This is a genomic window from Rhizobium albus, from assembly GCA_030160035.1.
Taxonomy (GTDB): domain Bacteria; phylum Pseudomonadota; class Alphaproteobacteria; order Rhizobiales; family Rhizobiaceae; genus Georhizobium; species Georhizobium albus.
Genome location: BSNO01000004.1, coordinates 733,066 through 760,017, shown reverse-complemented (window position 1 = coordinate 760,017; position 26,952 = coordinate 733,066). Strand labels below are relative to the sequence as shown.

Sequence of the window (26,952 nt, the reverse complement as noted above, 5' to 3'; positions counted from 1 at the left end):
GACGCGGCTCCGCAAAATGACATCGATCAAAAGCGCATGAAAAAAGCCGCCGGACCAGGTCCGGAGGCTCATGAGTATCGACGATCTGGCGGCGTTTATTCGCCGGGAACTGCCACCGGTTCGGCGGCGCCTGCTTCCGGCGCGTCACCGCTTTCGTCAGCCTTGGCGCGTACCCGCTTCGGGCGCGCTGCGGCGACCCGACGGCGTGGGGCGCGCTTCGGAGCCGCACCTTCCGCGCTTTCGTCGTCGCTTGATGCTTCGACCGGCGCTGCCTCGATCTCCGGCTGAGGGCCGGTGCCTGCGGCAACAGCTTCCACCGGAGCCTTTGGGGTCTCGTCCGTCGGCTGGCTGGTCGCCTCCTCCGGCTGGGCTACCGCAGTCTCGCGGCGCTCACGACGTCCCTCGCCATCCTGCTGGCCTTCGCCACGCTCGCGACGCGGCCCGCGTTCTGCTCGATCCTGGCGATCCTGGCGTTCTGGGCGCTGCGCGTTCGGCTGGCGACCTTCGCGGCCTTCCTGACCTTCACGCGCTTCGCGACCCTCTCGATTGTCACGACCTTCGCGGTTGTCACGGCCTTCGCGGTTGTCGCGCTGCTCGCGGCCTTCGCGGTTGTCGCGATTTTGCTGAGGCTGACGATCATCCTGGTCGTTCTCACGATAGCCGCCCATCTGAGGCTGATCATCATCGTCGTCACGGTCATTGTTGCCGTCGCCGCCGAAGTCGCGTTCGTTGCGCTGGAAGCGTTCCTGCATCTGGGCCTGGGCCGCCGCGATGATGCGGTTGTAATGCTCGGCATGCTGGAAATAGTTTTCAGCCATGACGTTGTCGCCAACGCTCTGCGCGTCACGGGCGAGCGTCGCATACTTCTCAGCGATGTGCTGCGCTGTACCGCGAATCTTCACATCGGGGCCAGTGCTGTCATAGGAGCGCGAGAGCGGATTGCCGCCTTTGCGGTTGTTGTTGCCGCCATTATTGCCGCCACCGCCTCCGCCACCGTTGTTGCGGCCGCGTCCGCGCTGCTTCTGCTGTCCTGACCTCATGAGTGGATTCCGATTTCCCTTGGTTGGCTGGTCTTTCCGCCATCGTGCATGTTCGGCACTGGGCGCGCCGATGCACTGAGCGCCGCGATCAAGACGCGTCACATCCGCGAACTTGTCGACGATTGGGGTTAAACAGATTCAAGCACCAGAGGTCCTGCGACGATCGCACCTGCGATACTGGGAACGCCCCATTACGGGCTGGCCCTTGACCGAGACCTGCTGCCTAATGCTCGTTGGAACCTATAGTGCTTTGTATGCGATTCCAAGCCCTTTCTCAGCGCGGCTGCATTCCACGGTTGTTCAGGCAGCCTTCCTGGTGAAGATCAGAGCGCGGTCGTTACCGCCAAGATCCCGGACCGCACTGAGCCGCGCCAGCCCCGCCTCCTCGAAAAGTGCCGTGACGTCTTCGCGCTGGTCGAACCCGATTTCGAGACCGACCGTCCCGCCGGGCGCGAGATGATCGTTCACGCCCGCGGCAATGGCACGGTAGGCGTCGAGCCCATCCATACCGCCATCGAGTGCCAGAAGCGGATCATGCTCGCGCACTTCGACCGCGAGTTCGCCGATCACGGACGTCCTGATATAGGGCGGATTTGACACGATGATGTCGAACAGCCGTTCGACCGGCGCGAACCAGCTGCCTTCGACCGGGACGAACCGGTCGCCAAGTCCCAGTGCCGCGGCATTGGCGCTGGCCGTTTCGAGCGCATTCGCCGAGACGTCCGTTGCCACTGCAGTGGCGCGTGGATCGAGGGAGAGCAGCGCAAGCGCCAGCGCGCCGGTTCCTGTTCCAAGATCGAGGATGCGGCACGCGCCCTTCTCGTCGATGATCCGGCGCAGATGCGGCACAAGGGCCTCCACAAGCACTTCGGTGTCCGGACGGGGTTCCAGCGTGTCTGTCGAAAGGCAAAGCTGCAGGCCATAAAACTCACGGTGCCCGAGAATGCGGTGAACAGGCTCCCCCTGCAGCCGGCGTTCCATGCGCTCCCAAACGACATCGAGCCGTGCAGGATCGACCGGCTCGTCGGGACGGGTCACCAGATCCGTCAGGCTGATGCTCAAGGTCTCGAGGAGAAGCAGCCGCGCATCGTCACGCGGCGTCGCCAGCCCAGCCGCCTCGAACCTTTCGCGCATCTGCTTCAGCAGGGCGGAAAGCGTCATGGCGGCGGCCTCGGCCATCGATCAGTTGGCCTCGCTCAGCGATGCGAGCTGACCGGCCTGATAGTCTGCAATAAGCGCATCAACGACTTCGTCGATCTCGCCGATCATCATGCGGTCGAGCTTGTAGAGCGTCAGGTTGATGCGGTGATCCGTCACCCGCCCCTGCGGGAAATTGTAGGTGCGGATGCGCTCGGACCGGTCGCCCGACCCGACCTGGCTCTTGCGCGAAGCCGAGCGTTCCTGGTCGGCGCGCTGGCGCTCCATGTCGTAAAGGCGCGCCTTTAGCACCTGCATGGCCTTGGCACGGTTCTGGTGCTGCGATTTCTCCGACGACGTCACGACGATGCCGGTCGGCAAATGCGTGATGCGCACGGCGGAGTCCGTCGTGTTGACGTGCTGGCCGCCGGCGCCAGACGAGCGCATCGTGTCGATGCGGATGTCTTCGTTGCGGACCTCGATGTCGATATCCTCGGCTTCCGGCAGCACGGCGACGGTCGCGGCGGAGGTGTGGATGCGACCGCCTGATTCCGTTTCCGGAACGCGCTGAACCCGATGGACGCCGGATTCGAACTTGAGACGCGAGAACACGCCTCGGCCGGAGATCGTGGCGATGATTTCCTTGTATCCGCCGGCTTCGCCTTCGCTTGCCGACAGCACTTCGACCTTCCAGTTGTGGTCGGCGGCATAGCGCTCATACATCCGGAAGAGATCCCCCGCGAAAAGCGCGGCCTCGGAGCCGCCGGTGCCGGCGCGGATTTCGAGGATCGCGCTCTTTTCGTCCGCCGCATCCTTCGGCAGCAGCATGATCTGCATGTCGGCTGCGAGCGCCTCGATACGATCGCGCACGTCGGGGTAATCCAGCTCGGCCATTTCCCGCATTTCGCGATCGGTGGCCTTGTCGGCAAGCAGGGTGTCCAAATCCTCGAGCTCGGCCGTCGCTTTCTCATATTCACGGATCTTGGCGACCACCGGCCCAAGCTCGGCATATTCGGACGCGAGCTTCACATAGACGTCGGAGTCCGGCCCCGCCGCCATGCGCGCCTCGATCTCGCTGTAACGGCGCTCGAGCTCGCGCATCTTCTCGATCGGCAAAACTGCCATCAGTCACCCTAATTCGGTCAAAGCGGAATCGCGTTGTTCTCGGCAAACTCGGTGAGGAGCTCGCGCATCGGGCGCGTGTCGGGCCCGCTCTCCTCAAGCGCCTTTGCCATTTCCGTCCGCAGCTGGCCGGCGTCGAGCGCCAGCAGCATCGACTTCACCGGACCGATACCGGCCGGCGACATGGATATGGAGCGGAAACCGAGCCCGATCAATGCCATCGCGCCGAGAGGCTTCGCCGCCATCTCACCACAGAGCGTGACCGGCGTGTCGTGGCGGTTACTCGCTTCCACGATCTGGCGCAACACGCGCAGGAACGGGCGGCCGAGATTGTCGAAGCGATCGGCAACACGCGCATTGCCGCGATCGACCGCAAAGGTGAACTGGAAGAGGTCGTTGGACCCGACCGACACGAAATCGACCGTCGCCATCAGTTCGTCCAGCTGCCAGAGAAGGCTCGGCACTTCCAGCATGGCGCCGAAGCGCAGCTTGCGCGGCAGGTCATGGCCGAAGCGGGAGAGATGGCGCACTTCGCGGTTCAAAAGCTCGCGTGCCTCGCGGATCTCGCGGACTTCGGTGACCATCGGGATCATCAGCCGCAATTCGCGACCGGCAGCAGCGCGCAGAAGGGCACGGAATTGGGTGCGCAAGAGACCGGGACGATCGAGCGACAGGCGGATCGCCCGCCAGCCAAGCGCAGGGTTCTCCTCCTCGGCGCCGCGGAAATAGGGCACGACCTTGTCACCGCCGATATCGAGCGTGCGGAAGGTAACGGGCTTGTCGCCCGATTGGCGGAGAACGTTGGTATAGAAACGCTCCTGATCGTCCGCCTTCGGCATGGTGGACGAGATCATGAACTGCAGCTCGGTCCGGAAGAGACCGATGCCGCCGGCGCCGGAATCCTCGATCTGCGGCAGGTCTACGAGCAGGCCGGCATTCATCATCAGGTCGACACGGGTGCCGTCCTTCGTCACCGGCTCGACAGCCCGAAGTTCGCGGAAGCGTTCCTGCCTTTTTGCCCTGAAGCGGACCTTTTCGGCGTAGGCCTTCTCAAGGTCCGGCATCGGGCGCAGATGTACCTTGCCGTCTTCACCGTCGACGATGATGGCATCGCCGTTTTCTGCAAGCGAGACTACGCCGGTTGCCTGGCCGACGACCGGAATGCCCATGGCGCGCGCAACGATCACCACGTGGCTCGTGATCGCACCGTCTTCCAGCACCAGACCGCGGATCTTGGAGCGGGTGTAGTCCAGCAGTTCAGCCGCACCCATCCCACGCGCAACGATGATCGCGGCATCGGGAAACCCCTCTGCCGTCGATGGGCCGGAGCGACCGATCAGCTGACGCAGGAGACGGTTGGCGAGATCGTCGAAATCATGCAGGCGCTCGCGCAGATAGGGGTCCGACAGGTGCATCATGCGCGCGCGGGTATCGCTCTGCACCTTTTCGACCGCCGCTTCCGCCGTCAGGCCGTTGCGGATCGCCTCTTCCATCTTCCGCACCCAGCCCCGGTCATGGGCGAACATGCGGTAGGCTTCGAGCACTTCGCGGTGCTCGCCTTCCATGGACACATCGCGGCGCGACAGCATGTCATCGATTGATATCCTGAGCGAACCCAGCGCCTCGTCGAGGCGCTTCAGCTCCAGATCCATGTCGTCATTGAGCAGGTTCGTAACGACCACACGCGGCTCGTGGAGCACGACATAGCCAAGCCCGATCCCGTCGCCATAGGCATCTCCGTCGATGGAGATCGGCCTGGAGAGGTCAAGTTCCATGCCCGGACGGGTGATCTTCTTCAGCTCGCCCGTGGCGACCATCTCGGCGAGGACCATCGCCGTCGTCTCGAGCGCCTCGACCTCGTCGTCGCGATAGTTGCGCCGGGCCTTGTTCTGCACGACGAGAACGCCGAGCGAGCGTCCGGCCCTCAGGATCGGTACGCCCATGAAGGAATGATAGACCTCTTCGCCCGTCTCCGGCAGATAGGCGAAGGCCGGATGGGATTGGGCGTCGGAGAGGTTGAGCGGCCGCGCACTGGCCGCGATGGTGCCGACGAGGCCCTGCCCCATCTTCAGCTGGGCAAGGTGGACGGCGTCGGGATTGAGACCTTCGGTGGCGTAGAGCTCCAGCACGCCGTCGGCACGCAGCACGTAGAACGAGCACACTTCGGCGACCATGTTCTGCGCGATCTGGCGCACGATCTGGTTCAGGCGTTCCTGCGGGCCGAGCGGCTCCGCCATCAGTTCGCGCAGCCGCCGCAACAGAACGCGCGGACCCGCAGACAGGTCTCTCATTGCGTGTTGGCTCCCACTCTCCATGGCGCCGCCTACGGCGTGCCACCCCGGCGCGCCTTATCGATACCGCGTGGCCGCGGCCTCACCTCCAGCACGAATCCCCATATGCTGTCTTTAACCTTTATCGAGACCGTAGACCGAATGCAAAGTCCGCACGGCCAACTCGGCGTAGGGGCTGTCGATGAGGATGGAGATCTTGATCTCGGACGTCGTGATCGCCTTGATGTTGATGCCCTTTTCAGCCAGCGCGCGGAACGCGGTTGCCGCCACGCCCGCATGGCTGCGCATGCCGATCCCGATGACCGACACCTTGACCAGACCCGCTTCGCTCTGGATCGCGTCGTAACCGATCTTCGACCGCTCGCGATCGAGCACGGCGAGCGCCTTGTCGATATCGCCGGTCGGCACCGTGAAGGTCATGTCGGTGCGCGAACCATCCTCGGAGATGTTCTGCACGATCATGTCCACATTGATGTGGCTTTCGGCGAGCGGCCCGAAAATGGCGGCAGAGACGCCCGGACGGTCAGCAAGCCGTCTCAGCGAGATCTGCGCTTCATCCTTGGCATAAGCGATACCGGTGACGACTTCCTGTTCCACGATTTCTTCCTCGTCGCAAATCAGCGTACCGGGTGGATTGTCGAAATCGCCCATGCCCGGTGCATCGGGGTCATCGAAACTGGAACGCACGAAAGTGCGCACCTTGTGGACCATGGCCAGCTCGACGGAGCGGACCTGCAGAACCTTGGCGCCGAGGGACGCCATTTCCAGCATCTCCTCGAACGCGATCTTCTTCATGCGCCGGGCCTTGGGCTCGACGCGCGGATCGGTGGTGTAGACGCCGTCCACGTCGGTATAGATGTCGCAGCGGTCGGCCTTGATGGCCGCAGCAATGGCGACGGCGCTCGTATCGGAACCGCCGCGCCCGAGCGTGGCGATGCGGTTGTCAGGCCCGATGCCCTGGAAACCAGCGATGACGGCAACTTGGCCCTCGCCGAAGCGGCGGATGAGCTCCGTGCCGTCGATCTCCATGATCCGCGCGGCGCCATGGGCGTTATCGGTGCGGATCGGGATCTGCCAGCCCATCCAGGAGCGCGCATTGATGTCCATCGACTGCAGCGTGATCGCCAGCAGTCCTGCGGTCACCTGTTCGCCGGACGCAACGACCGCATCATATTCGCGCGCGTCGTGCATGGGTGATGCGCCGCGCGTCCAGGCAACGAGCTCGTTGGTCTTGCCGGCCATGGCAGAGACGACGACCGCCACATCGTGGCCGGCGTCGACTTCGCGCTTCACGTGGCGCGCGACATTGCGGATGCGGTCGAGATCGGCAACGGATGTTCCGCCGAACTTCATGACGATACGTGCCATCGGCGGTATCCGAGCTCCGATTGAGGATCAGGGGAAGGGTTCGTTCGAGAGCGGCCTCTCCCGCCAAGGCCGCCTGAAAACGCGGCTCTCATAACGCAAGTGCAGGCGACCCGCAACGGGCGAGCGGCGCAGATGGGCGGCTTAACCCAAGCATTCAAAGTCTGCGGTGCTTGACATCTTCCCATGCGCGCCCGACTTGGCACTCAGGAACAAGGAGAACGCGCCATGACGATCGCAGCCGAGGACAAGAACGGTGACAGCCGTCAATCCAGCATCGACCAGGCCGAGGTCGACCGCTTCTCGGCGCTTGCGCGTGAATGGTGGAACCCGACCGGCAAGTTCAAGCCGCTGCACAAGTTCAACCCGGTGCGCCTCACCTACATTCGCGACCAGGCGAGCCTGCATTTCGGGCGTGATGCGCGCTCGTCGAAGCCGCTTCAGGGCCTGCGCGTGCTGGACATCGGCTGCGGCGGCGGACTTCTGTCGGAACCGATGGCGCGCATGGGCGCGGAGGTCGTCGGCGCCGATGCTTCGGCAACGAACATCGAAGTTGCCAAGATCCACGCGGCCCAAAGCGGCGTTTCGGTCGACTATCGCGCGGTGACGGCCGAGCAGCTTGCCGCCGAAGGCGAGACCTTCGACATCATCCTCAACATGGAAGTCGTCGAGCACGTCTCGGATGTGAACTTCTTCATGACGACCTGCGCCTCGATGGTGCGCCCGGGTGGCCTGATGTTCGTTGCCACCATCAACCGCACGCTGAAGGCCGGTGCACTCGCCATCGTCGGCGCCGAGTATGTGCTGCGCTGGCTGCCGAAGGGCACGCACCAGTATGAAAAACTCGTGCGCCCCGAAGAGCTGCAGCGTCCGATCGAAGCTTCGGGAATGAACCTCATCGACCGGACCGGCGTCTTCTACAGTCCGCTCAGCGACAGCTGGAACCTGTCGCGCGATATGGACGTGAATTACATGGTTCTGGCCGAGCGGCCGAAGGCGGCAGCGGCTTCAAGGATCTAGATCAAGCTCACGCGTTTTCGAACGGTGAACCGACGACCACTTTACGCGGATTCGCTTCAGTTCGCGTCATCCGGAAAATGGGGAAGGGGCGCAACGGCGATGCCTTCCTCCAGAAGTGCTCGCGCCTCGTCGGGTGCGGCCCGTCCGATGATGCCGCGCTCTTCCTTTTCACCGTAGTGGATCTTGCGGGCTTCTTCCGGGAAGCGGTCGCCCACATCTTCCGACGACGACCGGATCGCACTCACCATCTCGCGTATTTTCTTCAGCTTCTCGGCCTGTTCGGCGCTCATCGCCAGCGGCTGCATCGCGCTGTCGGCCTTACGTGTGCCGGCCACCGCCGGGGCCATCAAGGCTTTCGTGACCTTGGTCGAGCCGCATTGCGGGCATGAAACGAGATTGCGTGCGGTCTGGTCGTCATAATCCGCACTCTTGGCGAACCACGCCTCGAATGCGTGGCCCCGGTCGCAACTCAAGGCAAATTTGATCATGCGGTTTGTCGCTGCTCGGCCGTATGGACTGCGGCTGCGTTCTGATAGCCGCGCGCGTTCTTCAGATTGGGGATCTTGGCCCGGGCCGCCGCGACAGTCGCAGGATCGATCTCGGCGACGATGACAGCCGGTTCGTCGTGATCGGCCTCCGCGATCACGCGGCCCCACGGGTCGATGATCACCGAGTGTCCATAGGTTTCGCGACCGTCTTCGTGGAGACCGCCCTGCGCGGCCGATATCACATAGGCGCCGTTCTCGATGGCGCGGGCGCGCTGGAGCACATGCCAGTGCGCCTCGCCCGTCTGGCGCGTGAAGGCAGCAGGTGCCGTAAGTACGTGTGCCCCTGCCAGCGCCAGGTCCCGGAACAGATGTGGGAATCGGACGTCGTAGCAGACGGCAAGCCCGATGCGCGCGAAAGGCAGCTCGACGAGGCAGCTTGCCTCGCCGGGCCGATAGACCGCGCTTTCCCGCCAGCTCTCGCCATTGTCGAGATCGACGTCGAACATGTGGATCTTGTCGTAGCGTGCGGCGATCGCGCCATCCGGGGTGAAGACGAACGCGCGGTTGGCGACCTTGCCGTCACCGAGTGCGATGGCCGTCGAACCGATGTGCAGATGCACCCCGTGGCGCTTTGCAAGATCGGCGGCTGCGGCAACCACGTCATCTTCCGCCTCAGGCTTCAGCTGCTCGAAAAGACGCGCGCGATCCTTCTGGATCATGCCGGTCATCTCGGGGGTCTGCACGTAGGTCGCGCCGGCTGCGGCTGCCTCGCCCACCAGACGCCGCAGCGTCTCGATGTTGGCGCCAGGCTCGGTGCCGGAGCGCATCTGGACGGCGGCGGCCTTGAAATTTGCCATGGATCAGCCTGCCTTCAGCATCGGATCGAGCTTGCCATCGTGCTCTAGCGCATGAAGATCGTCGCTGCCGCCGACATGGACGTCGCCGATGAAGATTTGCGGAAAGGTGGCGCGGCCGTTGGCCTTCTGCATCATTTCTGCCCGAAGCTCCTTCGAAAAAGTCGCATCTCGTTCTTCGAACGCCACGCCCTTGGTCTCCAGCAGCCGCTTGGCGGCACTGCAGAAGCCACAGAACTGGCGGGTATAGATGACGACTGGCGGCATGATGCACTCCGGCTTTGCTTGCGTGTCAGCTTCGATATAGGGGGCAGCCGCCCCGCACTGCAAGGGATCGGCGCCACGCATCATGGATCTGGAACCCGGGCGAAGGTCAAAACTGTCACATCGGCCACGCCGGCACGCTTCAATGCGCGTGCCGCAGCATTGACCGTAGCACCCGTCGTATAGACGTCGTCGACCAGGAGAACCCGTTTTCCGGCGATGTCGGCCTTGACTTCGTCCGGCACGACGAACGCACCCCGCACGTTGCGCTGGCGGGCTTTCTCGCCGAGGCCGACCTGCTGCCTCGTCTGGCGGCGGCGCACGAGCAAGCCGATCCCGTGCGGCTTTCCCGTGAGCCTCGCCAAAGCCCGCGAGAGTTCCGCCGACTGGTTGTAGCGTCTTGAAAGGAGCCGAAGGCGATGCAGTGGGATCGGCACGATGACGTCCGCCTTTTCGACCAGTCCATCCCCGGCACGCACCATCCACGCGGCCATGATGGAGGCGAGATCGAGACGATCATTGTATTTCAGGCGGTGCACGAGGCTTGCGGCAATATCCCCATAGAGCATCACGGCACGCGCCCGGTGGTAATCCGGAGGCTCGGCCAATGCCGCAGGCGAGATCGCACCCTCCCCTTGATCGTGAGCAAAAGGTACGCCCAGGACCTCGCAGTAGGGACGCTCGATGAATTCCGCACCCGACCAGCATGTGGCGCACAGTCCGCCATGGCGGGCCATAATGACCGAGCAGCCGAGGCAGACGGGCGGATAGACGAGCGACACCAGACGCGACCAGAGCGCGCCAGCCTGTTTGCGCACCGCTGAAACCTGGCCGGGAGGATCGATCGTCACCATCTTTCCAGGATAGCGAAACGGCGACACGCGGTATACGGGGGTTGCCTTAAGCACGTGCAACCTGAGACAGGCGACGGATGACCGACCAATCCCTATTCGATCAGGCATTTCTGGCGCTGCAACGCCGCCGGGCGCGCGCCAGAGCGACCGAGGGTGCCGACTTCCTGCTGAGGCACGTCGCCGAGGATCTGGCTGAACGGCTGGCAGCCGTGAGCCGCCGGTTTTCCGTCGCCGTTGAACTGCATGGGCACACGGGGATCGTAGGTGAGCGGCTTCTTTCGAGCGGCAGCATCGACCGGCTTATCCGCATCGAAACGGATCGGGTTTTGATCGGGCAATCGGACGGCAAGGTCGCCTCGCTGGAAACCGTGCCGCTGGAACCCGAGACGGCCGACCTGATCGTATCACCGCTGTCGCTGCACCTCACGCAGGATACACCGGGCGTCCTCATTCAGATCAACCGTGCCCTGAAGCCCGACGGCCTCTTTCTCGGCGCCATGCCCGGCGCCGGCACGCTTGGCGAGCTGCGTGAGGCGCTGATCGCGGCTGAAAGCGAGCTTTCCGGCGGCGCCGCGCCGCGGGTGATCCCGTTTCCGGATATCCGCGACGCCGGTGCGCTGATGCAGCGGGCAGGTTTTGCGCTGCCGGTGACGGATGTGGACACGCTGACCGTGCGCTATTCCGACATGTTCGGGCTGATGCGGGATTTAAGGGCGATGGGCATGGCGAACCCGCTTTCAGGAAGAAGCCGCCGCCCCGCTTCGCGGGCGCTTTTCCTGCGTGCTGCCGAACTTTATGCGGAGCGGTTTTCAGATCCGGACGGGCGCATCCGCGCAACGTTTCGCATCATTCACATGTCCGGCTGGCGTCCGCATGAGAGCCAGCAAAAGCCAGCGCGCCGGGGTTCAGCGACGGTCAGCCTTGCAGATATCTTGAAATCCACGTCCGGCGAATATTGAGCGCGTGCTATTCGCCGCTCATGGCGTCGACGACTTCGTTGGCAACATTGCCATAGAGGTTCTGAACGCTGAAGCCGGTTCCGGAAACGCCACCGATGACGGCGATGGAAAGTAGTCCCGCGATCAGACCATACTCGATAGCCGTCGCGCCACTTCGCTCGCTCCAGAAACGCTTGAGGATCGTCATGTCAGCTCGGCCTCTTGGCTTGGCCGGTCGGTGGACGGGCCCAGATCATGCGACACGAGAATAAGGGGCAATTCTTACGCAACAGCTAAATTGCGTGCATGTATTTGTTCAACAACGGCTGCCGGTATCACCGAAATGCAGAATACAAACCGAGCCGGGCTCCTGGGCAATGCTGCGCCGAAGCGTGTATTGCCTGACGCCGCGATCGCCATTCGGGATGGAACCCGTCGCCATCGTGTCGATCCCCGGATTATAGGCCGTCATCCGTTCCCCACCGTCCAAAACAGGCGGCAGCAGGAGCGCCATCGCGACTGCAACCGTGCCGAACAAAAGCGCGACGCGGACCGGGCCAACACCCGCGCGCTTGTGCTTGCGGTCAGCGTCGGTGGAGACGGAAAGCCAAAACTCGCTGTTGCTCATCGATCTGCCCTGTTCTGCCTGTCTTCGACGAATCTGCGACGACGAGGTCTATCTCAATCCAGCCGGACGACCAAGGTTTGACCACATATGTGGCATCTCGGCTCACGCGCATATTCGCGAACGCGGCTAAAGGATTGATTAATGATACAGGGCGGAGATCATCAATTGCGGCAACATTGATCACGTTGTCTTAATTGCTGTCGCAATTCAGAGGCTTCAACCGAGCAGATCGATCAGGGTGGGGATCAGCGGCGCATCGGCAGGCGGCATCGGATAATCGCGCAGTGCCTTGGCACGAACCCATTTGACTGCCTGCCCTTCCAGACCGCGGGCAATGCCTTCGTAGCGCCTGCAAATGTAGAGCGGCATCAGCAGGTGAAAGTCGTCGTAGCTGTGGCTGGCGAAGGTCAAGGGTGCGAGGCAGGCAACCTGCGTGACGATGCCCAGTTCCTCCGCGAGTTCGCGGATCAACGTTTCTTCCGGTGTCTCGCCGGGCTCGACCTTGCCGCCGGGAAATTCCCAGAGGCCAGCGAGCGCTTTGCCTTCCGGCCGCTGCGCGATGAGGATGCGGCCGTCCGCATCGACGAGCGCGCAGGCGGAAACGAGCAACATGCGCCGCCCGGGACGCTCAGAGCTTTCGAGAGCCTTCTCACCCATGGCTGCGCTGTCGGTAAACATAGCGGTAGACCTCCTGAAAGCCGAGCGAGCGATAGAGTGAGACAGCAGGATCATTGATGGCCTCGACCTGCAGAAACGCCCTGCGGGCGCCGCGCAGACGCGCCCAGCGCAATGCGCTCTTGATCAGGCTTCGGGCATGGCCGCGACGGCGATCATCGGGCCGTGTCGCGACATCGAACAATCCGGCAAGATCGTTGTCGTGGACGCAGAGCAAAGCGGAAAGCGGCGATCCGGCGGTGTCTTCTGCGACGAACATGCCCTTGGAAGGTCGGATCGCGTTCAAGACTTCGCTCAAACCTGCCTTGCGGCCGGGGTCTACATCCTGAAGCGCCAGAGAGGCATCCACATATCGGCCGACATCGTGAAGCGGCAACTGATCCAGCGCATCGGAGAGGTCGATACTCTCCATCGACGCGGCCATCACCAGCGTTTCGCCTGCCTCTTGCCAGCCATTGGCGGCCAGATAGTCATCCAGGACTGCGGGAGAAAGCGGCGACAGGCGAAAGACTGCGGGACGGCCATAAGCGTCAAAGAGGCGGACGGCATTCGAGACGCGGGCCTCGATGTTCCGGTGATCGGACGGGTCAAGCGGATTGACCGAGTTCAGCCGCCTGGACGGGTGTCCGGCGGTCAGCCGGATCTGCCAGGCGCCATCAAAACGCACCGACGCAGCAGGCCAGGCCCGGAAGCTGACAGCCTCCAGCCTGCGCACCGTCGCCAGATCGGGTTCAACTGCGATAGTCGCCATTGATCGCGACATACTCCTTGGTGAGGTCGCAGGTCCAGACGGTTGCGCGCCCTTCGCCGATACCGAGTTCGACCCGGATGGCAACATCTTCCTGGCGCATGACGGCCGTGGCTGCGGCTTCCGAATAGGCAGGATCGCGTTCGCCATCGACGGCGACGCGGACATCGCCGAACCAGATCGCGAGGCGGTCCCGGTCAGCCTGTTCGCCGGCCTTGCCGACAGCCATCACGATGCGACCCCAATTGGCGTCTTCGCCGGCGATCGCCGTTTTCACCAACGGCGAATTGGCGATGGAAAAGGCGATGCGTTTGGCAGCAGCGTCTGTTTCGGCGCCTTCGACGGTGATCTCCACCATCTTGCGCGCGCCTTCGCCATCACGCACTACCTGCAGGGCGAGATCGGCCATGAGCTGGCGGAACGCCTCCTTGAAGTCGACGAGCCGCGGATCGTCCGCAGTTTCGATCCGGGTCCCGCCCGAGGCGCCAGTTGCAAAAGCAAGCAGCGTGTCCGATGTGGAGGTGTCGCTGTCGACCGTCACCGCATTGAAGGTGGCGCCCACATGCTCGGAGAGGATCGCTTGCAAAGCGGCCGGCGCGATGTTCGCGTCGGTTGCAATAAAGGAAAGCATGGTGGCCATGTCCGGCGCGATCATGCCCGCGCCTTTCGCCATGCCGTTGATCGTGACCAGCACGCCGCCCAGTTCGGCCGTCCGCGTCGCAACCTTAGGATAGGTATCGGTGGTCATGATGGCCTTGGCCGCTTCGAGCCATCCATCTGCGTTTGCGCGCTGAGCCATATCCCCAAGCACACCGGCGAATTTCGTCGCGTCGAGCGGCTCGCCGATCACGCCGGTCGAGGCGAGATAGACATCCGTTTCGGCACAGCCGACGGCATCGACTGCAGCACTTGCGGTAAGGCGGGTTGCTTCGCGGCCCTTCTTGCCGGTGAAGGCGTTGGCGTTGCCGGAATTGACGACCAGAATGCGGGCCGTCCCGTGGGACAGGTTCTGCCGGCAGAACTCGACCGGCGCGGAGGGGCACTTCGATGTCGTGAAGACGCCAGCGACGGACGCCGGACGATCGAACACCATGACCATCACATCGGTGCGGTCACGGTACTTGATGCCGGCCGCAGCGGTGGCGAGCCTCACACCTGCGATTTGAGGCAAATCGGCATAGACCTTGGGCGCCAGGGGCGAGATCGTCGTCGTCATCGAAACCGTCCGGAATGCTGAAATTCAATCGTGGACCATGCGAAGGAGCCCGCGGGCGCAGCAGCGCCAACGGGCTCCTTCACGATCCAACCTTACTGAGCGGCCGGTGCTTCTTCGGTAGCCGGTGCTTCTTCGGTAGCCGGTGCTTCTTCGCCGCCGGCGGGCTCGCCAGCCGGCGCGTTGGCAGCTGCATAGGCTTCGGCAAGCGCCGGATCGGCGATCTCGACGTCGCCGGAGCCACGGGCGTCTTCGAGAACTTCGAGGTAACGCTCGCGCAGGACGACCTGACGGACCTGGGTCGCCACCTGCTCGAATGCCGGCGGCTCTGCATCACGACGGTCTTCGACCTTGATCACGTGCCAGCCGAACTGGCTCTGCACCGGCTCGGCGGTGTAGGCGCCTGGCTCGAGAGCGAAAGCCGCTTCCTCGAAAGGCGGAACCATCTGGCCCTGCTGGAAATAGCCGAGATCGCCACCGTTGGCAGCCGAGCCGTCGGTCGAATTCTCCGTCGCGAGCTCTGCAAAATCAGCGCCGCCATCCAGCTGCTCGATCAACGCAGTTGCTTCTTCCTCGCTCTCGACGAGAATGTGGCGCGCGTTGACTTCTTCAGCCGGGTCCATGGCCGCGACTTCCTGATCATAGCGGGCGCGAACCTGCTCTTCGGTGATGCCGTTCAGGATTTCTTCCTGGAAATAGGCATTGTGCAGGGCGCGGTCGCGCAGGAAATCGATCCGCCGCTGGAATTCTTCGCCTTCGCCCAGACCGGCTTCTTCCGCCTGGCGCGCAAGAAGCTTGATGTCGATCAGCGCGGCGAGCGCTGCAACGCGGCGCTGCTCGGGCGGCAGCTGTTCAAACTGCGGGTCGAGGTCCGACATCGCGTATTCGAGTTCGGATTCGTAGATGTCCTGACCACCGACGGTGGCGATGACGGTGTCCGCTGCCGGAGTTGCGGCCTCACCCTCTACGGCGGGAGCCTCGGTCTGCGCAAAAGCGGCAGGCGACGACAGTGCCGTTCCGGCGCTCAGGGCCGCGAGAAGGGCGAGTGAGAGATAACGCTTCATTGAACCAGGCCTCTTTCCTGTGGTATCTGTTGATCGTCCATTGGCCGTGAAAACGCACCGTTTTGAGGCGCGGCCGCCTGTTGCGGCGCCGTTGACATCGATTGACCCCCCTCTTATCTGTCACGAAACCGCGCGTCCAGTTCCCGCCGGGAGAAGCCGTGCCTGTCGCTATGCCCAGGAACCTCACTGCTTCGGACCCGCCGGCCGTCTAAGACGCCGCCTAAGAACACAACGGAAAGGACCATATTCATGGTCAGCTTCGGCGGCCTTGCCCGCAAACTTTTCGGCTCCTCCAGCGATCGTCGGGTCAAGGGATTTCAAGGGCGGGTCGATCAGATCAACGCCCTCGAAGATGGGCTCAAGGCTCTGTCCGACGAGGAACTGCGCGGCCGCACCGATAGCCTCAGGCAGGAACTCGCCAACGGCAAGACGCTCGACGACATCCTCGTCCCGGCTTTTGCGGTAGCCCGAGAGGGTGCGCGCCGCGCGCTTGGCATGCGCCCGTTCGACGTACAGCTGATCGGCGGCATGATCCTTCACGAGCGCGCCATCGCCGAAATGAAGACCGGTGAAGGCAAGACGCTGGTTGCGACCTTGCCGACCTATCTCAATGCGCTGTCCGGCAAGGGCGTGCATGTCGTCACTGTCAACGATTATCTGGCGCGTCGCGACTCCGAGTGGATGGGCAGGCTCTACCGCTTCCTGGGCTTGAGCGTGGGCGTCATCGTCCATGACATGAACGACGACCAGCGCCGCGAGGCCTATGCCTGCGACATCACCTACGCGACCAACAACGAGCTCGGCTTCGACTATCTGCGCGACAACATGAAGTATGATCGCAAGCAGATGGTCCAGCGCGGCCACAATTTTGCGATCGTCGACGAAGTTGACTCCATCCTGATCGACGAGGCCCGCACGCCTCTCATCATTTCCGGTCCGCTCGACGACCGCTCCGACCTCTACGCACAGATCGACGCGTTCATTCCGCAGCTGACGGACGAGGATTTCGAGCTCGACGAGAAGCAGCGCTCCGTCACCTTCACCGAAGCCGGCACCGAAAAGCTGGAACAGGTGCTTGCCGAAGCCGGCCTGCTGAAGGGCGCCGGTCTCTACGACATCGAGAACGTCTCGATCGTCCACCACTTGAACAATGCGCTGAAGGCCCACAAGCTGTTCCAGCGCGACAAGGACTACATCGTCCGCAACGGCGAAGTCGTCATCATCGACGAGTTCACCGGCCGCATGATGCCCGGCCGCCGCTATTCGGAAGGCCAGCACCAGGCGCTGGAAGCCAAGGAAAAGGTGAAGATCCACCCCGAGAACCAGACGCTGGCCTCGATCACCTTCCAGAACTACTTCCGCATGTATTCCAAGCTTGGCGGCATGACGGGCACGGCCAATACCGAAGCCGAGGAATTCGCCAACATCTACGGCCTGTCGGTCATCGAGGTGCCGACGAACCTGCCCATTCAGCGTCTCGACGAAGACGACGAGGTCTACCGGACCTTCGAGGAAAAGTTCCAGGCGATCGTGACCGAGATCAAGGCGGCGCGTGAGCGGGGCCAGCCGGTTCTCGTCGGCACGACGTCGATCGAGAAGTCGGAACTGCTCGCCGAGCTCCTGAAGAAGGAAGGGCTGAAGGACTTCCAGGTTCTGAACGCCCGCTATCACGAGCAGGAAGCTTATATCGTTTCGCAGGCTGGCAAGCCGGGCGCCGTCACGATCGCCACCAACATGGCCGGTCGCGGTACCGACATCCAGCTCGGCGGCAATCTGGACATGCGCATCCAGCACGAGCTTGCCGACATGCCGGAAGGGCCGGATAGGACCCGCCGCGAAGAAGAGATCAAGGCCGAAGTCGCGAAGCTCAAGGAAGAAGCCCTCGCAGCCGGCGGCCTCTACGTGCTGGCGACCGAACGTCACGAAAGCCGCCGCATCGACAACCAGCTGCGCGGCCGTTCCGGACGCCAGGGCGACCCCGGGCGTTCCAAGTTCTACCTGTCGCTGCAAGACGATCTCATGCGCATTTTCGGCTCCGACCGAATGGAAGGCATGCTGACCAAGCTCGGCCTGCAGGAGGGCGAGGCGATCGTCCATCCCTGGATCAACAAGGCGCTGGAGCGGGCGCAGAAGAAGGTCGAGGCGCGCAACTTCGACATCCGCAAGAACTTGCTGAAATACGACGACGTGATGAATGACCAGCGCAAGGTCATCTTCGAGCAGCGTCTGGAACTGATGGACGCGACCGACGTCGAAGAAACGATCACGGACATGCGCCACGACGTGATCGACGATCTCGTCAACAAGTACATTCCCGAAAACGCCTATGCGGAACAGTGGGATACGGCAGCGCTCAAGGAAGACGTGCGCAAGCACCTCAATCTCGACCTGCCCGTTGACGCTTGGGCCGCCGAAGAAGGCATCGCGGAAGACGACATCCGCGAGCGCCTGATCGAAGCGGCCGACAAGGCAGCGGCCGAGCGCACGGAGCGCTTCGGTGTCGATGTCATGCGCTATGTCGAGAAATCGATCGTGCTGCAGACGCTCGATCATCTTTGGCGCGAGCATCTCGTCAATCTCGATCATCTGCGCTCGGTCATCGGCTTCCGCGGCTATGCCCAGCGGGATCCGTTGCAGGAATACAAGCAGGAAGCTTTTGAGCTCTTCCAGGCACTGCTCGGCAATCTGCGCCAGGCCGTGACGTCGCAAATGATGCGCGTCGAGATCCGCCGGGAAGAACCGCGGGAGACGCCACAGGTCCCGGAAGGACGTGCCCGCCACGTCGATGCGACGACCGGAGAAGACGAATTCGGCGGCGACGACCTCGGCTACGTGCCGCCGGAAAACCGCAACCCCGAGGATCCACAGAGCTGGGGCAAGGTCGCGCGCAACGAGCCCTGCCCTTGCGGTTCCGGCAAGAAATTCAAGCACTGCCACGGCGCGTTTGCACAGGCGACCGTCGCCTGATCCTTGCGGAAAACCTGACCTTTCTGAACGGCGCATCCTTGGGTGCGCCGTTTCCTTTTCGGCCACATCCAAGCAATCCGACAGCGTCGGCAAAACCGATCTTTAACGTGTCGCATGCGATGGAAAAGGCTGACCAGAAACGTCACCGGATCCGCGATTGGCATGACCGTCATCACCAGTGCCGAGAAATGGCTGCCGCCGCGCGTGACAGCGCGGCTTGCGCCAGCGCTGGATCGTGCGGAGGCGATCATATCGCGGCGCGACGACCAGGCGGCTGCGGAATACATGGCGCTCGTCGCTTTCGCGATCCGAGTGTTGAGCGCCGCCATCGCGTTTTCGTCGCAGATCATCCTCGCGCGCTTCATGGGCGAGTTCCAGTACGGCATCTTCGTGTTCGTCTGGGCGATTGCCGTCATCTTCGGCAATCTGTCGTGCTTCGGCTTCCATACGGCGATCATTCGCTTTCTGCCCGGCTATCGGGACCAGAAGGCGCATGCGGAGATCCTCGGGTTGACCCAGACCGCCCGCCGTTTCGCCGTCGGGTCGGCCACGCTGATCGCGGCACTCGGGCTCACCGGCCTTGCCGTTTTCGGTGAGCGCGTCGATGCCTACTACCTCGTCCCATTCTATCTGGCAGCCTTCACGCTGCCGATGATCGCGCTTGGCGACGTGCTCGACGGAACGGCGCGCGCGAACAACTGGCCCTTCTTCGGCCATGGCGCGACGTTCCTCTTGCGCCCCACGCTCATCATCATCCTGATGGTAGCGGCGATATCGCTCGGCTACGAGGCAACGGCGGTCACCGCCTTGAGCGCCGCGCTGCTTGCCACCTATCTGACGACGATCGGCCAGTATCTGGCCGTGACCATGCGGGTGCGGCGCAGCTTCGCCTCGCCGACCAAGAGCATCACCTTCCGCCGCTGGTTCGTCGTCGCCCTGCCGATCTTCTTCATCGAGGGCTTTTATTTCCTGCTGACGAATTCCGACGTCATCATCGTCGGATTCTTCGTCTCCCCGGATCAGGTCGCGGTGTATTTTGCGGCGGCTAAGACCATGGCGCTCGTTCACTTCGTCTATTACGCGGTTAAGGCTGGCGCTTCGCCGCGCTTTTCACAGCTGGTCAGCGCCGGGGACACTGCCGGCATCGCGAATTTCGCAGCACGCACGGCCGCCTGGACATTCTGGCCCTCACTCGCGCTCGGCGCCACGATCCTGCTTGCCGGACCGTTTCTGCTCTCGCTTTTCGGACCAGGCTTCGCCGATGGCGAGCTGCTGATGGCGATCCTGTTCGCCGGCATCCTTGCCAAAGCCATGATTGGCCCGGGCGAAGTGCTGCTGACGATGGCTGGGCACCAGATGATCTGCGCCTTCATCTATCTGCTGGTCTTGATCACCCATCTCTGCCTGTCGGTATCGCTCATTCCGCATTACGGGCTGCAGGGTGCTGCTGCGGCCACGGCGACCGCGATGACGGTCGAGGCCATCCTATTGTTCCTTGTCGTCCGCCACCGGATCGGCATCGCGATGTTCGTCTTCGCGCCCCGCCGGCACACGCATGAAGAGGATCCCGGCTGATGGCATCCAATCCGTTTTTCGAAGGCGACATCGGCGGGCAAGCCGCAACGCTGATCGACGCCCTGGCAGAAACGCCGATCACGCGCCCACCGCCGGAACTGGCGTTCGATATCGGACGTCCCGGCCGCCAGATGTGCGTCTATCCCGCGCGTGCTGGCTACGATCTGCAGACCGAGCTCGATTTTCTGGCCAATCGGATGATCGAGCCGAACGTGTTCTTCACCGGTCGGTTCCTTGCGCCGGCCATGCCGCGCCTCGACGATCGCCAGGTGCGTCTGCTGCTCATTCGGGACGAGGCGCCGGGGCGCAGCCGGCTGCGCATGGTCATGCCGTTTTCGATCGAGCGTCCTGGCTTTTCAGTCGGCCCCTCGATCATTCGCGCCTGGTCGCATCCATTCGGTCCCCTCGGCACGCCACTGGTCGATGCCGAAGGTGCAGCAGAAACGCTCGATAATTTTCTGGAAGCGTTGGCCGGCGATGACACTCAGATGCCGAATGTGCTGGTTCTGCCGGACATGCGCATCGATGGGCCGGCGGCAGAACTGCTGCGCGCCGTCGCTCTGGCGCGCGGTTTGACGGTGGAAACGACCGAAGCGGTGGAACGCCCGGTGCTGCGGTCGAGCGAAGAGCCGGAGCGCTATCTGCGCGGCGCCATCCGCGGACGTCACCTGAAGGAGATGCGTCGGCAATGGCGCCATCTCGCAGCCCAGGGCACGCTCGTGCACAAGGTCGCGCGCCAACCGCTCGATGTGCGCATCGGGCTGGAACAGTTTCTCGCACTCGAAGCAAGCGGCTGGAAGGGCCAGCGACGAAGCGCGATGGTGTCGGATCGCTACCGCGCGGCTTTTGCCCGCGAGGCCGTGACCAACCAGGCCGAAAACGACAATGCCCGCATCCATGTTCTGGAATTCGATGGGCGGGCCATTGCGGTGATGGTCGTGTTCGTGATCGCCGGCCAGGCCTTCACCTGGAAGACCGCCTATGACGAAAGGTTCGCCGCATCCTCGCCGGGCAAGCTTCTCTTCTGGAAGCTGACCGAACAGCACCTCGACGACCCGAACATCCAGATGACGGATTCCTGCGCGGTGCCTGACCATCCGATTGCCAGCCGGCTCTGGGAAGAGCGCGAGCGCATGGCCACGATGATCATCGGGCTTGACGGAAAGGCAGACCGTCAGGTCCGCCAAGTCGCGCGTCAGCTCCACCTCTACCGGAACACCCGCAACGTCGCGCGCATCCTGCGCGAACGCGTGCGCGCGCTCGCCCGCCGGAAGTCCGCGGCGAAGAACTGAGCCTGCCGGTCAGACGCCGGCTGCTGCTTCCTCGATCGCTCTTTGGCGCAATTCGCGCCGGATGACCTTGCCTGTCGTCGTCAGCGGCAGGCTGTCGACGAACGCGACCTCGCGTGGGTATTCATGGGCCGATAGCCTCGTCTTCACCCAGGCGGTGATCTCGCTCGCAAGCGTCTCCGATGCCTGAAATCCCGGTTTCAGGACGACATAGGCTTTCACCGCTTCGGTGCGGATAGGGTCCGGCTTGCCGACGGCTGCGGCCAAGGCGATGGCCTCGTGTGCGTGGAGGCAATCCTCGACCTCGCCTGGGCCGATGCGATAGCCGGCCGATGTGATGACGTCGTCGTCGCGGCCGAAGAACTCGACATAGCCGTCTTCGCTCATCACGCCCTGGTCGCCCGTCGTCATCCAGTCGCCGATGAACTTGCGCCTGGTCGCCGCCTCGTCGTTCCAGTAGCCGAGGAACATGACCGGGTCCGGCCGCTTGATCGCAATCTGCCCGGGCGTGCCGGGCGCACAGGGCACGCCGTCCGCATCAATGACGGCGACTGAGTGTCCCGGCACGGTCTTGCCGATCGCGCCGGAGCGCGAAACGCCGATTTTGGCGCAGGATGCGAGCACGAGATTGCACTCGGTCTGACCGTAGAATTCATTGATCGTCACACCGAGTTCGCGCCGTCCCCATTCGAAGGTTTCGCGGCCGAGCGATTCACCACCCGAGCCGATGGTCCTGAGGTTCAGGCTATACTTTTCGGCCGGACGCACGACGCTCCGGAGCATTCTGAGCGCTGTCGGCGGAATGAAGGCGTTGCGCACGTCAAGCTCCGCCATGATGCGGAAGGCGAGATCGGGATCGAATTTCTGCGCAGGTGTCGCCACCACCGGAACGCCGAAATAGAGTCCCGGCAGAAGCACGTTGAGAAGCCCGCCTGCCCATGCCCAGTCGGCCGGGGTCCACAGCTTGTCGCCGGGCTGAGGCAGGAACTCATGGTGCATCTGTACCCCGGGCAGATGCCCGATGAGGACGCGGTGGCCGTGCAGCGCCCCCTTGGGCGGCCCGGTCGTGCCGGAGGTGAAGACCATCAGCGCCGGCGTGTCGCCGGTCGTCGGCTCTTCGATCGGCGGTCCGTTGCGATGCGTCTGCACAAGTGCGTCGAAGCCGAGCGCCGGGCTTTCCACCGCATCGCCGGCGACGATCGCGGTCTTGAGGTCGGGCAAGGCGTCGCGTAGCGGCTGAAGCTTCTCGACCCCCATCGCGTTCGTCACGATCGCGCGCGCACCGCAGGCGGCCAACCGATAGCTGAGCGCATCCTGCCCGAACAACAGCGCAAGCGGCACGGCAATGGCCGCCATCTTGTAGATCGCGACATGGGCGATCGCGGTCTCGAAGCTTTGCGGGAGAAGAATTGCGACGCGGTCGCCGCGAGAAACGCCCTCGGCCTTCAGTGCCCGTGCCAGCGCCGATGCCCGGGCATCGAGTTCGGCATAGGTCAGCGAGGCATGGTTGCCGCCGAGATCGAAATGCTGGAGGCAGACCCGCTCCGGCTCGCTGCGCGCCCACCGTGCGGAGACATATTCGGCAATGTTGAAATCATCCGGCACGTGCCATTCGAAGCCGGACACGGCCTCTTCGTAGGTTTGGCTCTCGTCGAGCATTTCAGTTGTCCGCCTTAATTTTGGGCAGCAGCTTAAACGCTCAACGGTGGCGGATGGCAAGGGCGTGATTCACGCCGCGCCCATCGCCTCCGCATTGCCCTCGCGCTGATAGGCGGCGAGATAGGCCGACAGATCATCCCCGGACATGGGGCGCGCGAACACGTAGCCCTGCAGCGAACTGCAGCCGAGCCTGCGCAAGATCGACACGTGCTCCATGGTCTCCACGCCTTCCGCCACGACCTCGATCTGCAGCGAGCGACCGATATCGATCATCGACGAAACGAGATTGCGGGCGGTCTCGGACTTCGTGATCGGCATGATCAGCTGGCGGTCGATCTTGAAGCGTTTCGGCTGGAGATTGACGAGGCTGACGATGGAGGCGTAGCCCGTGCCGAAGTCGTCGATCTCGATATCGATGCCGAGGTCCTTCAAGCCAGCGATGTTCTTCGCGACGATGTCCTTGCCGTCGTCCAGGAACGTCGATTCCAGCAACTCGAAGGACAGATCGCCAGGCTTGAAGCTCAGTTGCTTCAGCCCGCCGATCAGGCTCTCGTCATGCAGGCGGGCCGATGAGACATTGACCGAGATGCGTGGCACCGCGATGTCCAGCGCGCGCCAGCGCACCAGCTGGAACATCGCCTGATCGAGCACCCGCTGGTCGATCGCAGCCATGACGTTGATATCTTCGGCAGTGTCGAGGAAAGCAGCCGGCGGAAGAATGCCGCGCTCCGGATGCTGCCAGCGCACGAGAACCTCTGCACCGACCACGGCGAGCGACGTCGCGTCGAACTGGGGCTGATACCAGGCCACGAATTCGTCGCGCTCCAGGCCACGCAGGATCTCGTCGGCTGTCTTCTTGCCGGCGATGACGGCCGTCTGCAGCGCTTCGGTGAAGAATTCATAGCGGTTGCGGCCGCGGCTCTTGGCTTCGTAAAGCGCAATATCGGCATTGACGAGCAGTTGACGCCCGTTCCGATCGCCGGGTGCCGCCAGTGCGATACCGGCGCTCACTCCGGCGCGGCAGTCCTGCGACTGGTACAGGAATGGCTGCCGCATCGCCTCGATGATCGACATCGCCAGGGCTGCAAGACATGCGGCGCTCGTCGGACCCATGGTCACGATCACGAATTCATCGCCGCCGATGCGGGCGACGAAATCCTGCTCGCGGACATTCGCCCTGAGGATGCCGGCCGCGTGGCGCAGGGTCTCGTCACCTGCCGCATGTCCGAGCGTGTCGTTGATCTGCTTGAAACGATCGAGGTCCAGATGGATCAGGGCCGATGGCAGGCGCCCACCATCGCCGCCCTCGCTCAGGATGCGGTCGAGATAGCGCCGGTTCGGCAGTCCCGTCAGCGGATCGTGGTTGGCGTTGTGCTCCATCTGCGCCTTGGCCTCTTCGAGCGCTGCGGTGCGCGCTTCGGCGAGATCACGGGCGAGCTTCAGGCGGGCATTCAACTCCAGATCGGCCGAAACGTCCCAGTTGACGCCGACGATGCGCCGGCCGCCATTGGAGTGGATATAGGCCGAGCCGATCGCCCGGATGTGGCGGCAATAGCTGACGGATTGCCCCGAGCGGAACTCGGATTCGTACCGCTCGCCGCCATCGAGCACGCGTCGGAACGCTGCCGTTGCCTGCTCCAGATCGTCGGGATGGATGCAGTCGAGCCAGCGCTCGAAATCGTTGATGTCGTCTTCCGGCCGGATGCCATAGAGCTCCTTCATCCGGTCGTCCCAGTAGAGCTCGCCCGTCTTCGCGTCGATCTCCCAAATGCCGATCTTGGAGGCGTCGAGCGCTAGTTCGAGGCGGTGGGACAGACGCTCCATCTCCTCCTCGCGTCGCCGCATCTCCTGGATGTGACGCTGGCGCTCGTCGACGAGGCGGCCCGACATCACGATCGGCACCACGATGAGGATCGAGGCTGTCGCAAATATCGCGCGGATGAGCCAGGTGTTCGGCGGCATGGTCGCCCAGCCATCGTTCGGAACGGCTGACAGCACCCATTGCCCGGTCGGCAGTACAACCGACATCGTTTCGGGCTGCTGCGCCAGGATCTGGGCGTCTCCGTAGAAAAGTTCGCCCCGGTCGCCAAGCCCGTCCTTGCCGCGGATGGCGATGTCGATCGGAAGGTCTGCCGTCAGGCCGCTGGCCGCGTAGAGCGCCTGAAGGTCCAGAACCGCAGCAACGATCCCCCAAAAGCGCCGACGCCCATTGTCGTCCTGGACGAACACCGGGTAGCGGCCGATGAGACCCTGTCCGCCCTGAACGAGATCGACCGGACCGGCGAGAACGAGGCCGCCGGTGTCGCGGGCGCGCAACGCGGCATCGCGCTGGGCAGGTAGCGTGCGGTAATCGAGGCCGATGGCTTTCTCATTGCCTTGCACGGGATGCATCAGCGTAATGACGAGGTCGGGCGCGGCAGCGATGTTGCGCACCTGCGAATTGTCGTCGATCAGTTCGCCGGCCAGTCGCTCGAAGCGCGCCTGGTCCATGTCGGGTTCGCTGGTGATGACCGCGACGAGGCCGCGCACCAGCTGGGTATTGGCATTGATGCCACCTTCGAGCTTTGCGCGAACCACCGAAAGCCGCTCGGCGACCTCGGCACGCTGCTTCTGCATGAAGACGACGTTGTTCTGGTGTTCGGCATAGACGCCGGCCGCAATCAGCACCGCAAGCGCAACGATTGCGGCGAACTGACTGGATTTGAAACGGTAGCCGACCGCTCTCCAAGCCCCCATGATCCTGTCCCGCGAATGCCCGGACACCCCGCGTTGGATGTCCCCCGATGGGTCGACACTAGAGGCGAGAGCTTAACACTTTGAAACGTCGAAGCTGGGAGAACTGGCCACGTGTCGGGTCGTCCAAAGCCTGGATCGATCGATGGTGCGGGTGGTCGGGGTCGAACCGACACTCCTTTCGGAACCGGATTTTGAGTCCGGCGCGTCTACCAATTCCACCACACCCGCATCGCGTGACGAGGCGATATCTGCCACGAGCGACGCAGTCAGTCCAGCCTTAATTCGAGGCCTTGAAAGGTGATTTCGATCCGTTCCGTGGGCTGGCCTGCGGCGTCGATGGCACTTCGTTTTCCCGCAGACGACATGGTAGAAGGCTGCAATCAACGATGCGGATCGGCATGACATGGCAGACAGAATTTCACTCGACAGGCCCATAGCGCGGGATCGACGCACCGCATTGGCGGCAGCGCTCGCCATCGGCATGGCGCTCGTCGTCGGCGGTGCCCTCGCCTTCGAGCACATCGGCGGCTACATTCCTTGTGCGCTCTGCCTGCAGCAGCGCACGCCCTACTATGTGGGCATTCCCGTCGCGCTGCTTGCTCTCTTGTCGGCGACGATGCGCTGGCCGGCGATGGTGACCCGGGCCCTGTTCCTGATCGCTGCCGCGCTGATGGCCTATGGCGCCGGGCTCGGCGCCTACCATTCCGGCGTCGAATGGGGTTGGTGGGAAGGCCCGGCGGCGTGCGGCGGCGGCGCGGTCAGCACCGATGCGGGCAGCCTGCTCAATGATCTCAACGCGCTGCGCCCCCCATCCTGCGCCGATGCGGCCTTGCGGGTTCTCGGCCTCTCCTTCGCGGGCTGGAACGTCATCGCCAGCATCGGGCTTCTTGTCATTGCTCTCAAAGGAGCATTCGCGCCGGCGCGGTGAATGCCGAGGCAAAGACTTAGAGCAATTTCGCTGAATCGCTCAATTGCTCTAAGTATCTGATTTTGCGCGTTTCCGGACGGTGAACCGGTATCCACTT

The 26,952-nt window shown here is 63.4% G+C and carries 23 protein-coding genes and 1 tRNA gene; 6 read left to right on the top strand and 18 right to left on the bottom strand.

Going from position 1 to position 26,952, the window contains the following annotated elements; all coding sequences use genetic code 11:
* Nucleotides 1-95: 95 nt before the first annotated feature.
* The 5 genes from QQL76_RS18930 to QQL76_RS18910 all read right to left on the bottom strand — a co-directional run bounded on the left by QQL76_RS18930 (nt 96) and on the right by QQL76_RS18910 (nt 6,958).
* Nucleotides 96-1,040, bottom strand: coding sequence for a DUF4167 domain-containing protein (locus QQL76_RS18930; RefSeq protein WP_499208941.1), 945 nt, complete (start codon nt 1,038-1,040; stop codon nt 96-98).
* 300 nt (nt 1,041-1,340) lie between these two features.
* Nucleotides 1,341-2,219, bottom strand: coding sequence for a N5-glutamine methyltransferase family protein (gene prmC, locus QQL76_RS18925; protein ID WP_499208940.1), 879 nt, complete (start codon nt 2,217-2,219; stop codon nt 1,341-1,343).
* A 3-nt stretch (nt 2,220-2,222) separates the two neighbouring features.
* Complete coding sequence (prfA, locus tag QQL76_RS18920; protein ID WP_499208939.1) at nt 2,223-3,302, bottom strand: peptide chain release factor 1; 1,080 nt, start codon at nt 3,300-3,302, stop codon at nt 2,223-2,225.
* A gap of 17 nt (nt 3,303-3,319) precedes the next feature.
* Entirely contained in the window at nt 3,320-5,590 is a 2,271-nt protein-coding gene (ptsP, locus tag QQL76_RS18915) for a phosphoenolpyruvate--protein phosphotransferase (protein ID WP_126012271.1), read from the bottom strand.
* Between the two features lie 114 nt (nt 5,591-5,704).
* Nucleotides 5,705-6,958: an aspartate kinase gene (locus tag QQL76_RS18910; protein WP_499208938.1), complete on the bottom strand. Its 1,254-nt coding sequence runs from the start codon at nt 6,956-6,958 to the stop codon at nt 5,705-5,707.
* Nucleotides 6,959-7,183: 225 nt separating this feature from the next.
* On the opposite strand from QQL76_RS18910, the gene ubiG reads away from it, so the two are divergent.
* The gene (gene ubiG / locus QQL76_RS18905) at nt 7,184-7,975 is read left to right on the top strand and encodes a bifunctional 2-polyprenyl-6-hydroxyphenol methylase/3-demethylubiquinol 3-O-methyltransferase UbiG (protein ID WP_499208937.1); all 792 of its coding nucleotides are present in this window, start codon (nt 7,184-7,186) and stop codon (nt 7,973-7,975) included.
* Nucleotides 7,976-8,031: 56 nt separating this feature from the next.
* Here ubiG and QQL76_RS18900 read toward each other — a convergent pair whose 3' ends face one another.
* The 4 genes from QQL76_RS18900 to QQL76_RS18885 form a co-directional block, all read right to left on the bottom strand.
* Nucleotides 8,032-8,463 (bottom strand): DUF1178 family protein, encoded by a 432-nt coding sequence (locus tag QQL76_RS18900; protein WP_499208936.1) that lies wholly within the window; start codon nt 8,461-8,463, stop codon nt 8,032-8,034.
* The gene (locus QQL76_RS18895; protein WP_499208935.1) at nt 8,460-9,320 is read right to left on the bottom strand and encodes a carbon-nitrogen hydrolase family protein; all 861 of its coding nucleotides are present in this window, start codon (nt 9,318-9,320) and stop codon (nt 8,460-8,462) included. The genes QQL76_RS18900 and QQL76_RS18895 overlap by 4 nt, the downstream gene beginning before the upstream one ends.
* 3 nt (nt 9,321-9,323) lie before the next feature.
* Nucleotides 9,324-9,584, bottom strand: coding sequence for a glutaredoxin 3 (grxC, locus tag QQL76_RS18890; protein ID WP_404862935.1), 261 nt, complete (start codon nt 9,582-9,584; stop codon nt 9,324-9,326).
* An 80-nt stretch (nt 9,585-9,664) separates the two neighbouring features.
* A complete protein-coding gene (locus QQL76_RS18885) occupies nt 9,665-10,435 on the bottom strand; it encodes a ComF family protein (protein WP_499208990.1) in 771 nt (256 codons plus the stop codon).
* A gap of 77 nt (nt 10,436-10,512) precedes the next feature.
* Here QQL76_RS18885 and QQL76_RS18880 point away from each other — a divergent pair, with 77 nt between their 5' ends.
* Nucleotides 10,513-11,394 carry a methyltransferase domain-containing protein gene (locus tag QQL76_RS18880; RefSeq protein ID WP_499208934.1) on the top strand — a complete coding sequence of 294 codons (882 nt, stop codon included), beginning with the start codon at nt 10,513-10,515 and terminating at the stop codon, nt 11,392-11,394.
* 7 nt (nt 11,395-11,401) lie between these two features.
* Here the strand turns inward: QQL76_RS18880 and QQL76_RS18875 are convergent, their stop codons facing one another.
* The 6 genes from QQL76_RS18875 to QQL76_RS18850 all read right to left on the bottom strand — a co-directional run bounded on the left by QQL76_RS18875 (nt 11,402) and on the right by QQL76_RS18850 (nt 15,701).
* A complete protein-coding gene (locus QQL76_RS18875; RefSeq protein WP_126012289.1) occupies nt 11,402-11,581 on the bottom strand; it encodes a Flp family type IVb pilin in 180 nt (59 codons plus the stop codon).
* Nucleotides 11,582-11,689: 108 nt separating this feature from the next.
* Nucleotides 11,690-12,001 carry a hypothetical protein gene (locus QQL76_RS18870; protein ID WP_126012292.1) on the bottom strand — a complete coding sequence of 104 codons (312 nt, stop codon included), beginning with the start codon at nt 11,999-12,001 and terminating at the stop codon, nt 11,690-11,692.
* 216 nt (nt 12,002-12,217) lie between these two features.
* Complete coding sequence (mutT, locus tag QQL76_RS18865; RefSeq protein ID WP_499208989.1) at nt 12,218-12,658, bottom strand: 8-oxo-dGTP diphosphatase MutT; 441 nt, start codon at nt 12,656-12,658, stop codon at nt 12,218-12,220.
* Nucleotides 12,651-13,427, bottom strand: a complete 777-nt coding sequence (locus tag QQL76_RS18860; protein WP_499208933.1) for a GNAT family N-acetyltransferase — start codon at nt 13,425-13,427, stop codon at nt 12,651-12,653. The genes mutT and QQL76_RS18860 overlap by 8 nt, the downstream gene beginning before the upstream one ends.
* Nucleotides 13,408-14,640, bottom strand: coding sequence for a bifunctional ornithine acetyltransferase/N-acetylglutamate synthase (argJ, locus tag QQL76_RS18855; protein WP_499208932.1), 1,233 nt, complete (start codon nt 14,638-14,640; stop codon nt 13,408-13,410). The genes QQL76_RS18860 and argJ overlap by 20 nt, the downstream gene beginning before the upstream one ends.
* Nucleotides 14,641-14,732: 92 nt before the next feature.
* A complete protein-coding gene (locus tag QQL76_RS18850; protein WP_499208931.1) occupies nt 14,733-15,701 on the bottom strand; it encodes a peptidylprolyl isomerase in 969 nt (322 codons plus the stop codon).
* 249 nt (nt 15,702-15,950) lie between these two features.
* Between QQL76_RS18850 and secA the strand changes: the two genes are divergently transcribed.
* The 3 genes from secA (at nt 15,951) to QQL76_RS18835 (ending at nt 21,535) form a co-directional block, all read left to right on the top strand.
* Nucleotides 15,951-18,668, top strand: coding sequence for a preprotein translocase subunit SecA (gene secA / locus QQL76_RS18845; RefSeq protein ID WP_499208930.1), 2,718 nt, complete (start codon nt 15,951-15,953; stop codon nt 18,666-18,668).
* A gap of 162 nt (nt 18,669-18,830) precedes the next feature.
* Nucleotides 18,831-20,243, top strand: coding sequence for a lipopolysaccharide biosynthesis protein (locus tag QQL76_RS18840; protein WP_499208929.1), 1,413 nt, complete (start codon nt 18,831-18,833; stop codon nt 20,241-20,243).
* Nucleotides 20,243-21,535, top strand: a complete 1,293-nt coding sequence (locus tag QQL76_RS18835) for a GNAT family N-acetyltransferase (protein WP_499208928.1) — start codon at nt 20,243-20,245, stop codon at nt 21,533-21,535. Before QQL76_RS18840 ends, QQL76_RS18835 begins: the two co-directional genes overlap by 1 nt.
* A gap of 9 nt (nt 21,536-21,544) precedes the next feature.
* On the opposite strand, the gene QQL76_RS18830 is transcribed toward QQL76_RS18835, so the two are convergent.
* From QQL76_RS18830 to QQL76_RS18820, 3 genes are all read right to left on the bottom strand, one after another.
* Nucleotides 21,545-23,191, bottom strand: coding sequence for an acyl-CoA synthetase family protein (locus QQL76_RS18830; protein WP_499208927.1), 1,647 nt, complete (start codon nt 23,189-23,191; stop codon nt 21,545-21,547).
* A gap of 69 nt (nt 23,192-23,260) precedes the next feature.
* Nucleotides 23,261-25,927 (bottom strand): bifunctional diguanylate cyclase/phosphodiesterase, encoded by a 2,667-nt coding sequence (locus QQL76_RS18825; RefSeq protein WP_499208926.1) that lies wholly within the window; start codon nt 25,925-25,927, stop codon nt 23,261-23,263.
* A gap of 143 nt (nt 25,928-26,070) precedes the next feature.
* A tRNA-Leu gene (locus tag QQL76_RS18820) sits at nt 26,071-26,155 on the bottom strand.
* Nucleotides 26,156-26,330: 175 nt separating this feature from the next.
* On the opposite strand from QQL76_RS18820, the gene QQL76_RS18815 reads away from it, so the two are divergent.
* A complete protein-coding gene (locus QQL76_RS18815) occupies nt 26,331-26,855 on the top strand; it encodes a disulfide bond formation protein B (RefSeq protein WP_499208925.1) in 525 nt (174 codons plus the stop codon).
* Nucleotides 26,856-26,952 lie beyond the last annotated feature (97 nt).

Bases quoted from the DNA above. Each gene is read 5' to 3' on its own strand.
- QQL76_RS18930 (WP_499208941.1), bottom strand. From the start codon at position 1,040: ATGAGGTCAGGACAGCAGAAGCAGCGCGGACGCGGCCGCAACAACGGT.
- prmC (WP_499208940.1), bottom strand. From the start codon at position 2,219: ATGGCCGAGGCCGCCGCCATGACGCTTTCCGCCCTGCTGAAGCAGATG.
- prfA (WP_499208939.1), bottom strand. From the start codon at position 3,302: ATGGCAGTTTTGCCGATCGAGAAGATGCGCGAGCTCGAGCGCCGTTAC.
- ptsP (WP_126012271.1), bottom strand. From the start codon at position 5,590: ATGAGAGACCTGTCTGCGGGTCCGCGCGTTCTGTTGCGGCGGCTGCGC.
- QQL76_RS18910 (WP_499208938.1), bottom strand. From the start codon at position 6,958: ATGGCACGTATCGTCATGAAGTTCGGCGGAACATCCGTTGCCGATCTC.
- ubiG (WP_499208937.1), top strand. From the start codon at position 7,184: ATGACGATCGCAGCCGAGGACAAGAACGGTGACAGCCGTCAATCCAGC.
- QQL76_RS18900 (WP_499208936.1), bottom strand. From the start codon at position 8,463: ATGATCAAATTTGCCTTGAGTTGCGACCGGGGCCACGCATTCGAGGCG.
- QQL76_RS18895 (WP_499208935.1), bottom strand. From the start codon at position 9,320: ATGGCAAATTTCAAGGCCGCCGCCGTCCAGATGCGCTCCGGCACCGAG.
- grxC (WP_404862935.1), bottom strand. From the start codon at position 9,584: ATGCCGCCAGTCGTCATCTATACCCGCCAGTTCTGTGGCTTCTGCAGT.
- QQL76_RS18885 (WP_499208990.1), bottom strand. From the start codon at position 10,435: ATGGTGACGATCGATCCTCCCGGCCAGGTTTCAGCGGTGCGCAAACAG.
- QQL76_RS18880 (WP_499208934.1), top strand. From the start codon at position 10,513: ATGACCGACCAATCCCTATTCGATCAGGCATTTCTGGCGCTGCAACGC.
- QQL76_RS18875 (WP_126012289.1), bottom strand. From the start codon at position 11,581: ATGACGATCCTCAAGCGTTTCTGGAGCGAGCGAAGTGGCGCGACGGCT.
- QQL76_RS18870 (WP_126012292.1), bottom strand. From the start codon at position 12,001: ATGAGCAACAGCGAGTTTTGGCTTTCCGTCTCCACCGACGCTGACCGC.
- mutT (WP_499208989.1), bottom strand. From the start codon at position 12,658: ATGGGTGAGAAGGCTCTCGAAAGCTCTGAGCGTCCCGGGCGGCGCATG.
- QQL76_RS18860 (WP_499208933.1), bottom strand. From the start codon at position 13,427: ATGGCGACTATCGCAGTTGAACCCGATCTGGCGACGGTGCGCAGGCTG.
- argJ (WP_499208932.1), bottom strand. From the start codon at position 14,640: ATGACGACGACGATCTCGCCCCTGGCGCCCAAGGTCTATGCCGATTTG.
- QQL76_RS18850 (WP_499208931.1), bottom strand. From the start codon at position 15,701: ATGAAGCGTTATCTCTCACTCGCCCTTCTCGCGGCCCTGAGCGCCGGA.
- secA (WP_499208930.1), top strand. From the start codon at position 15,951: ATGGTCAGCTTCGGCGGCCTTGCCCGCAAACTTTTCGGCTCCTCCAGC.
- QQL76_RS18840 (WP_499208929.1), top strand. From the start codon at position 18,831: ATGACCGTCATCACCAGTGCCGAGAAATGGCTGCCGCCGCGCGTGACA.
- QQL76_RS18835 (WP_499208928.1), top strand. From the start codon at position 20,243: ATGGCATCCAATCCGTTTTTCGAAGGCGACATCGGCGGGCAAGCCGCA.
- QQL76_RS18830 (WP_499208927.1), bottom strand. From the start codon at position 23,191: ATGCTCGACGAGAGCCAAACCTACGAAGAGGCCGTGTCCGGCTTCGAA.
- QQL76_RS18825 (WP_499208926.1), bottom strand. From the start codon at position 25,927: ATGGGGGCTTGGAGAGCGGTCGGCTACCGTTTCAAATCCAGTCAGTTC.
- QQL76_RS18815 (WP_499208925.1), top strand. From the start codon at position 26,331: ATGGCAGACAGAATTTCACTCGACAGGCCCATAGCGCGGGATCGACGC.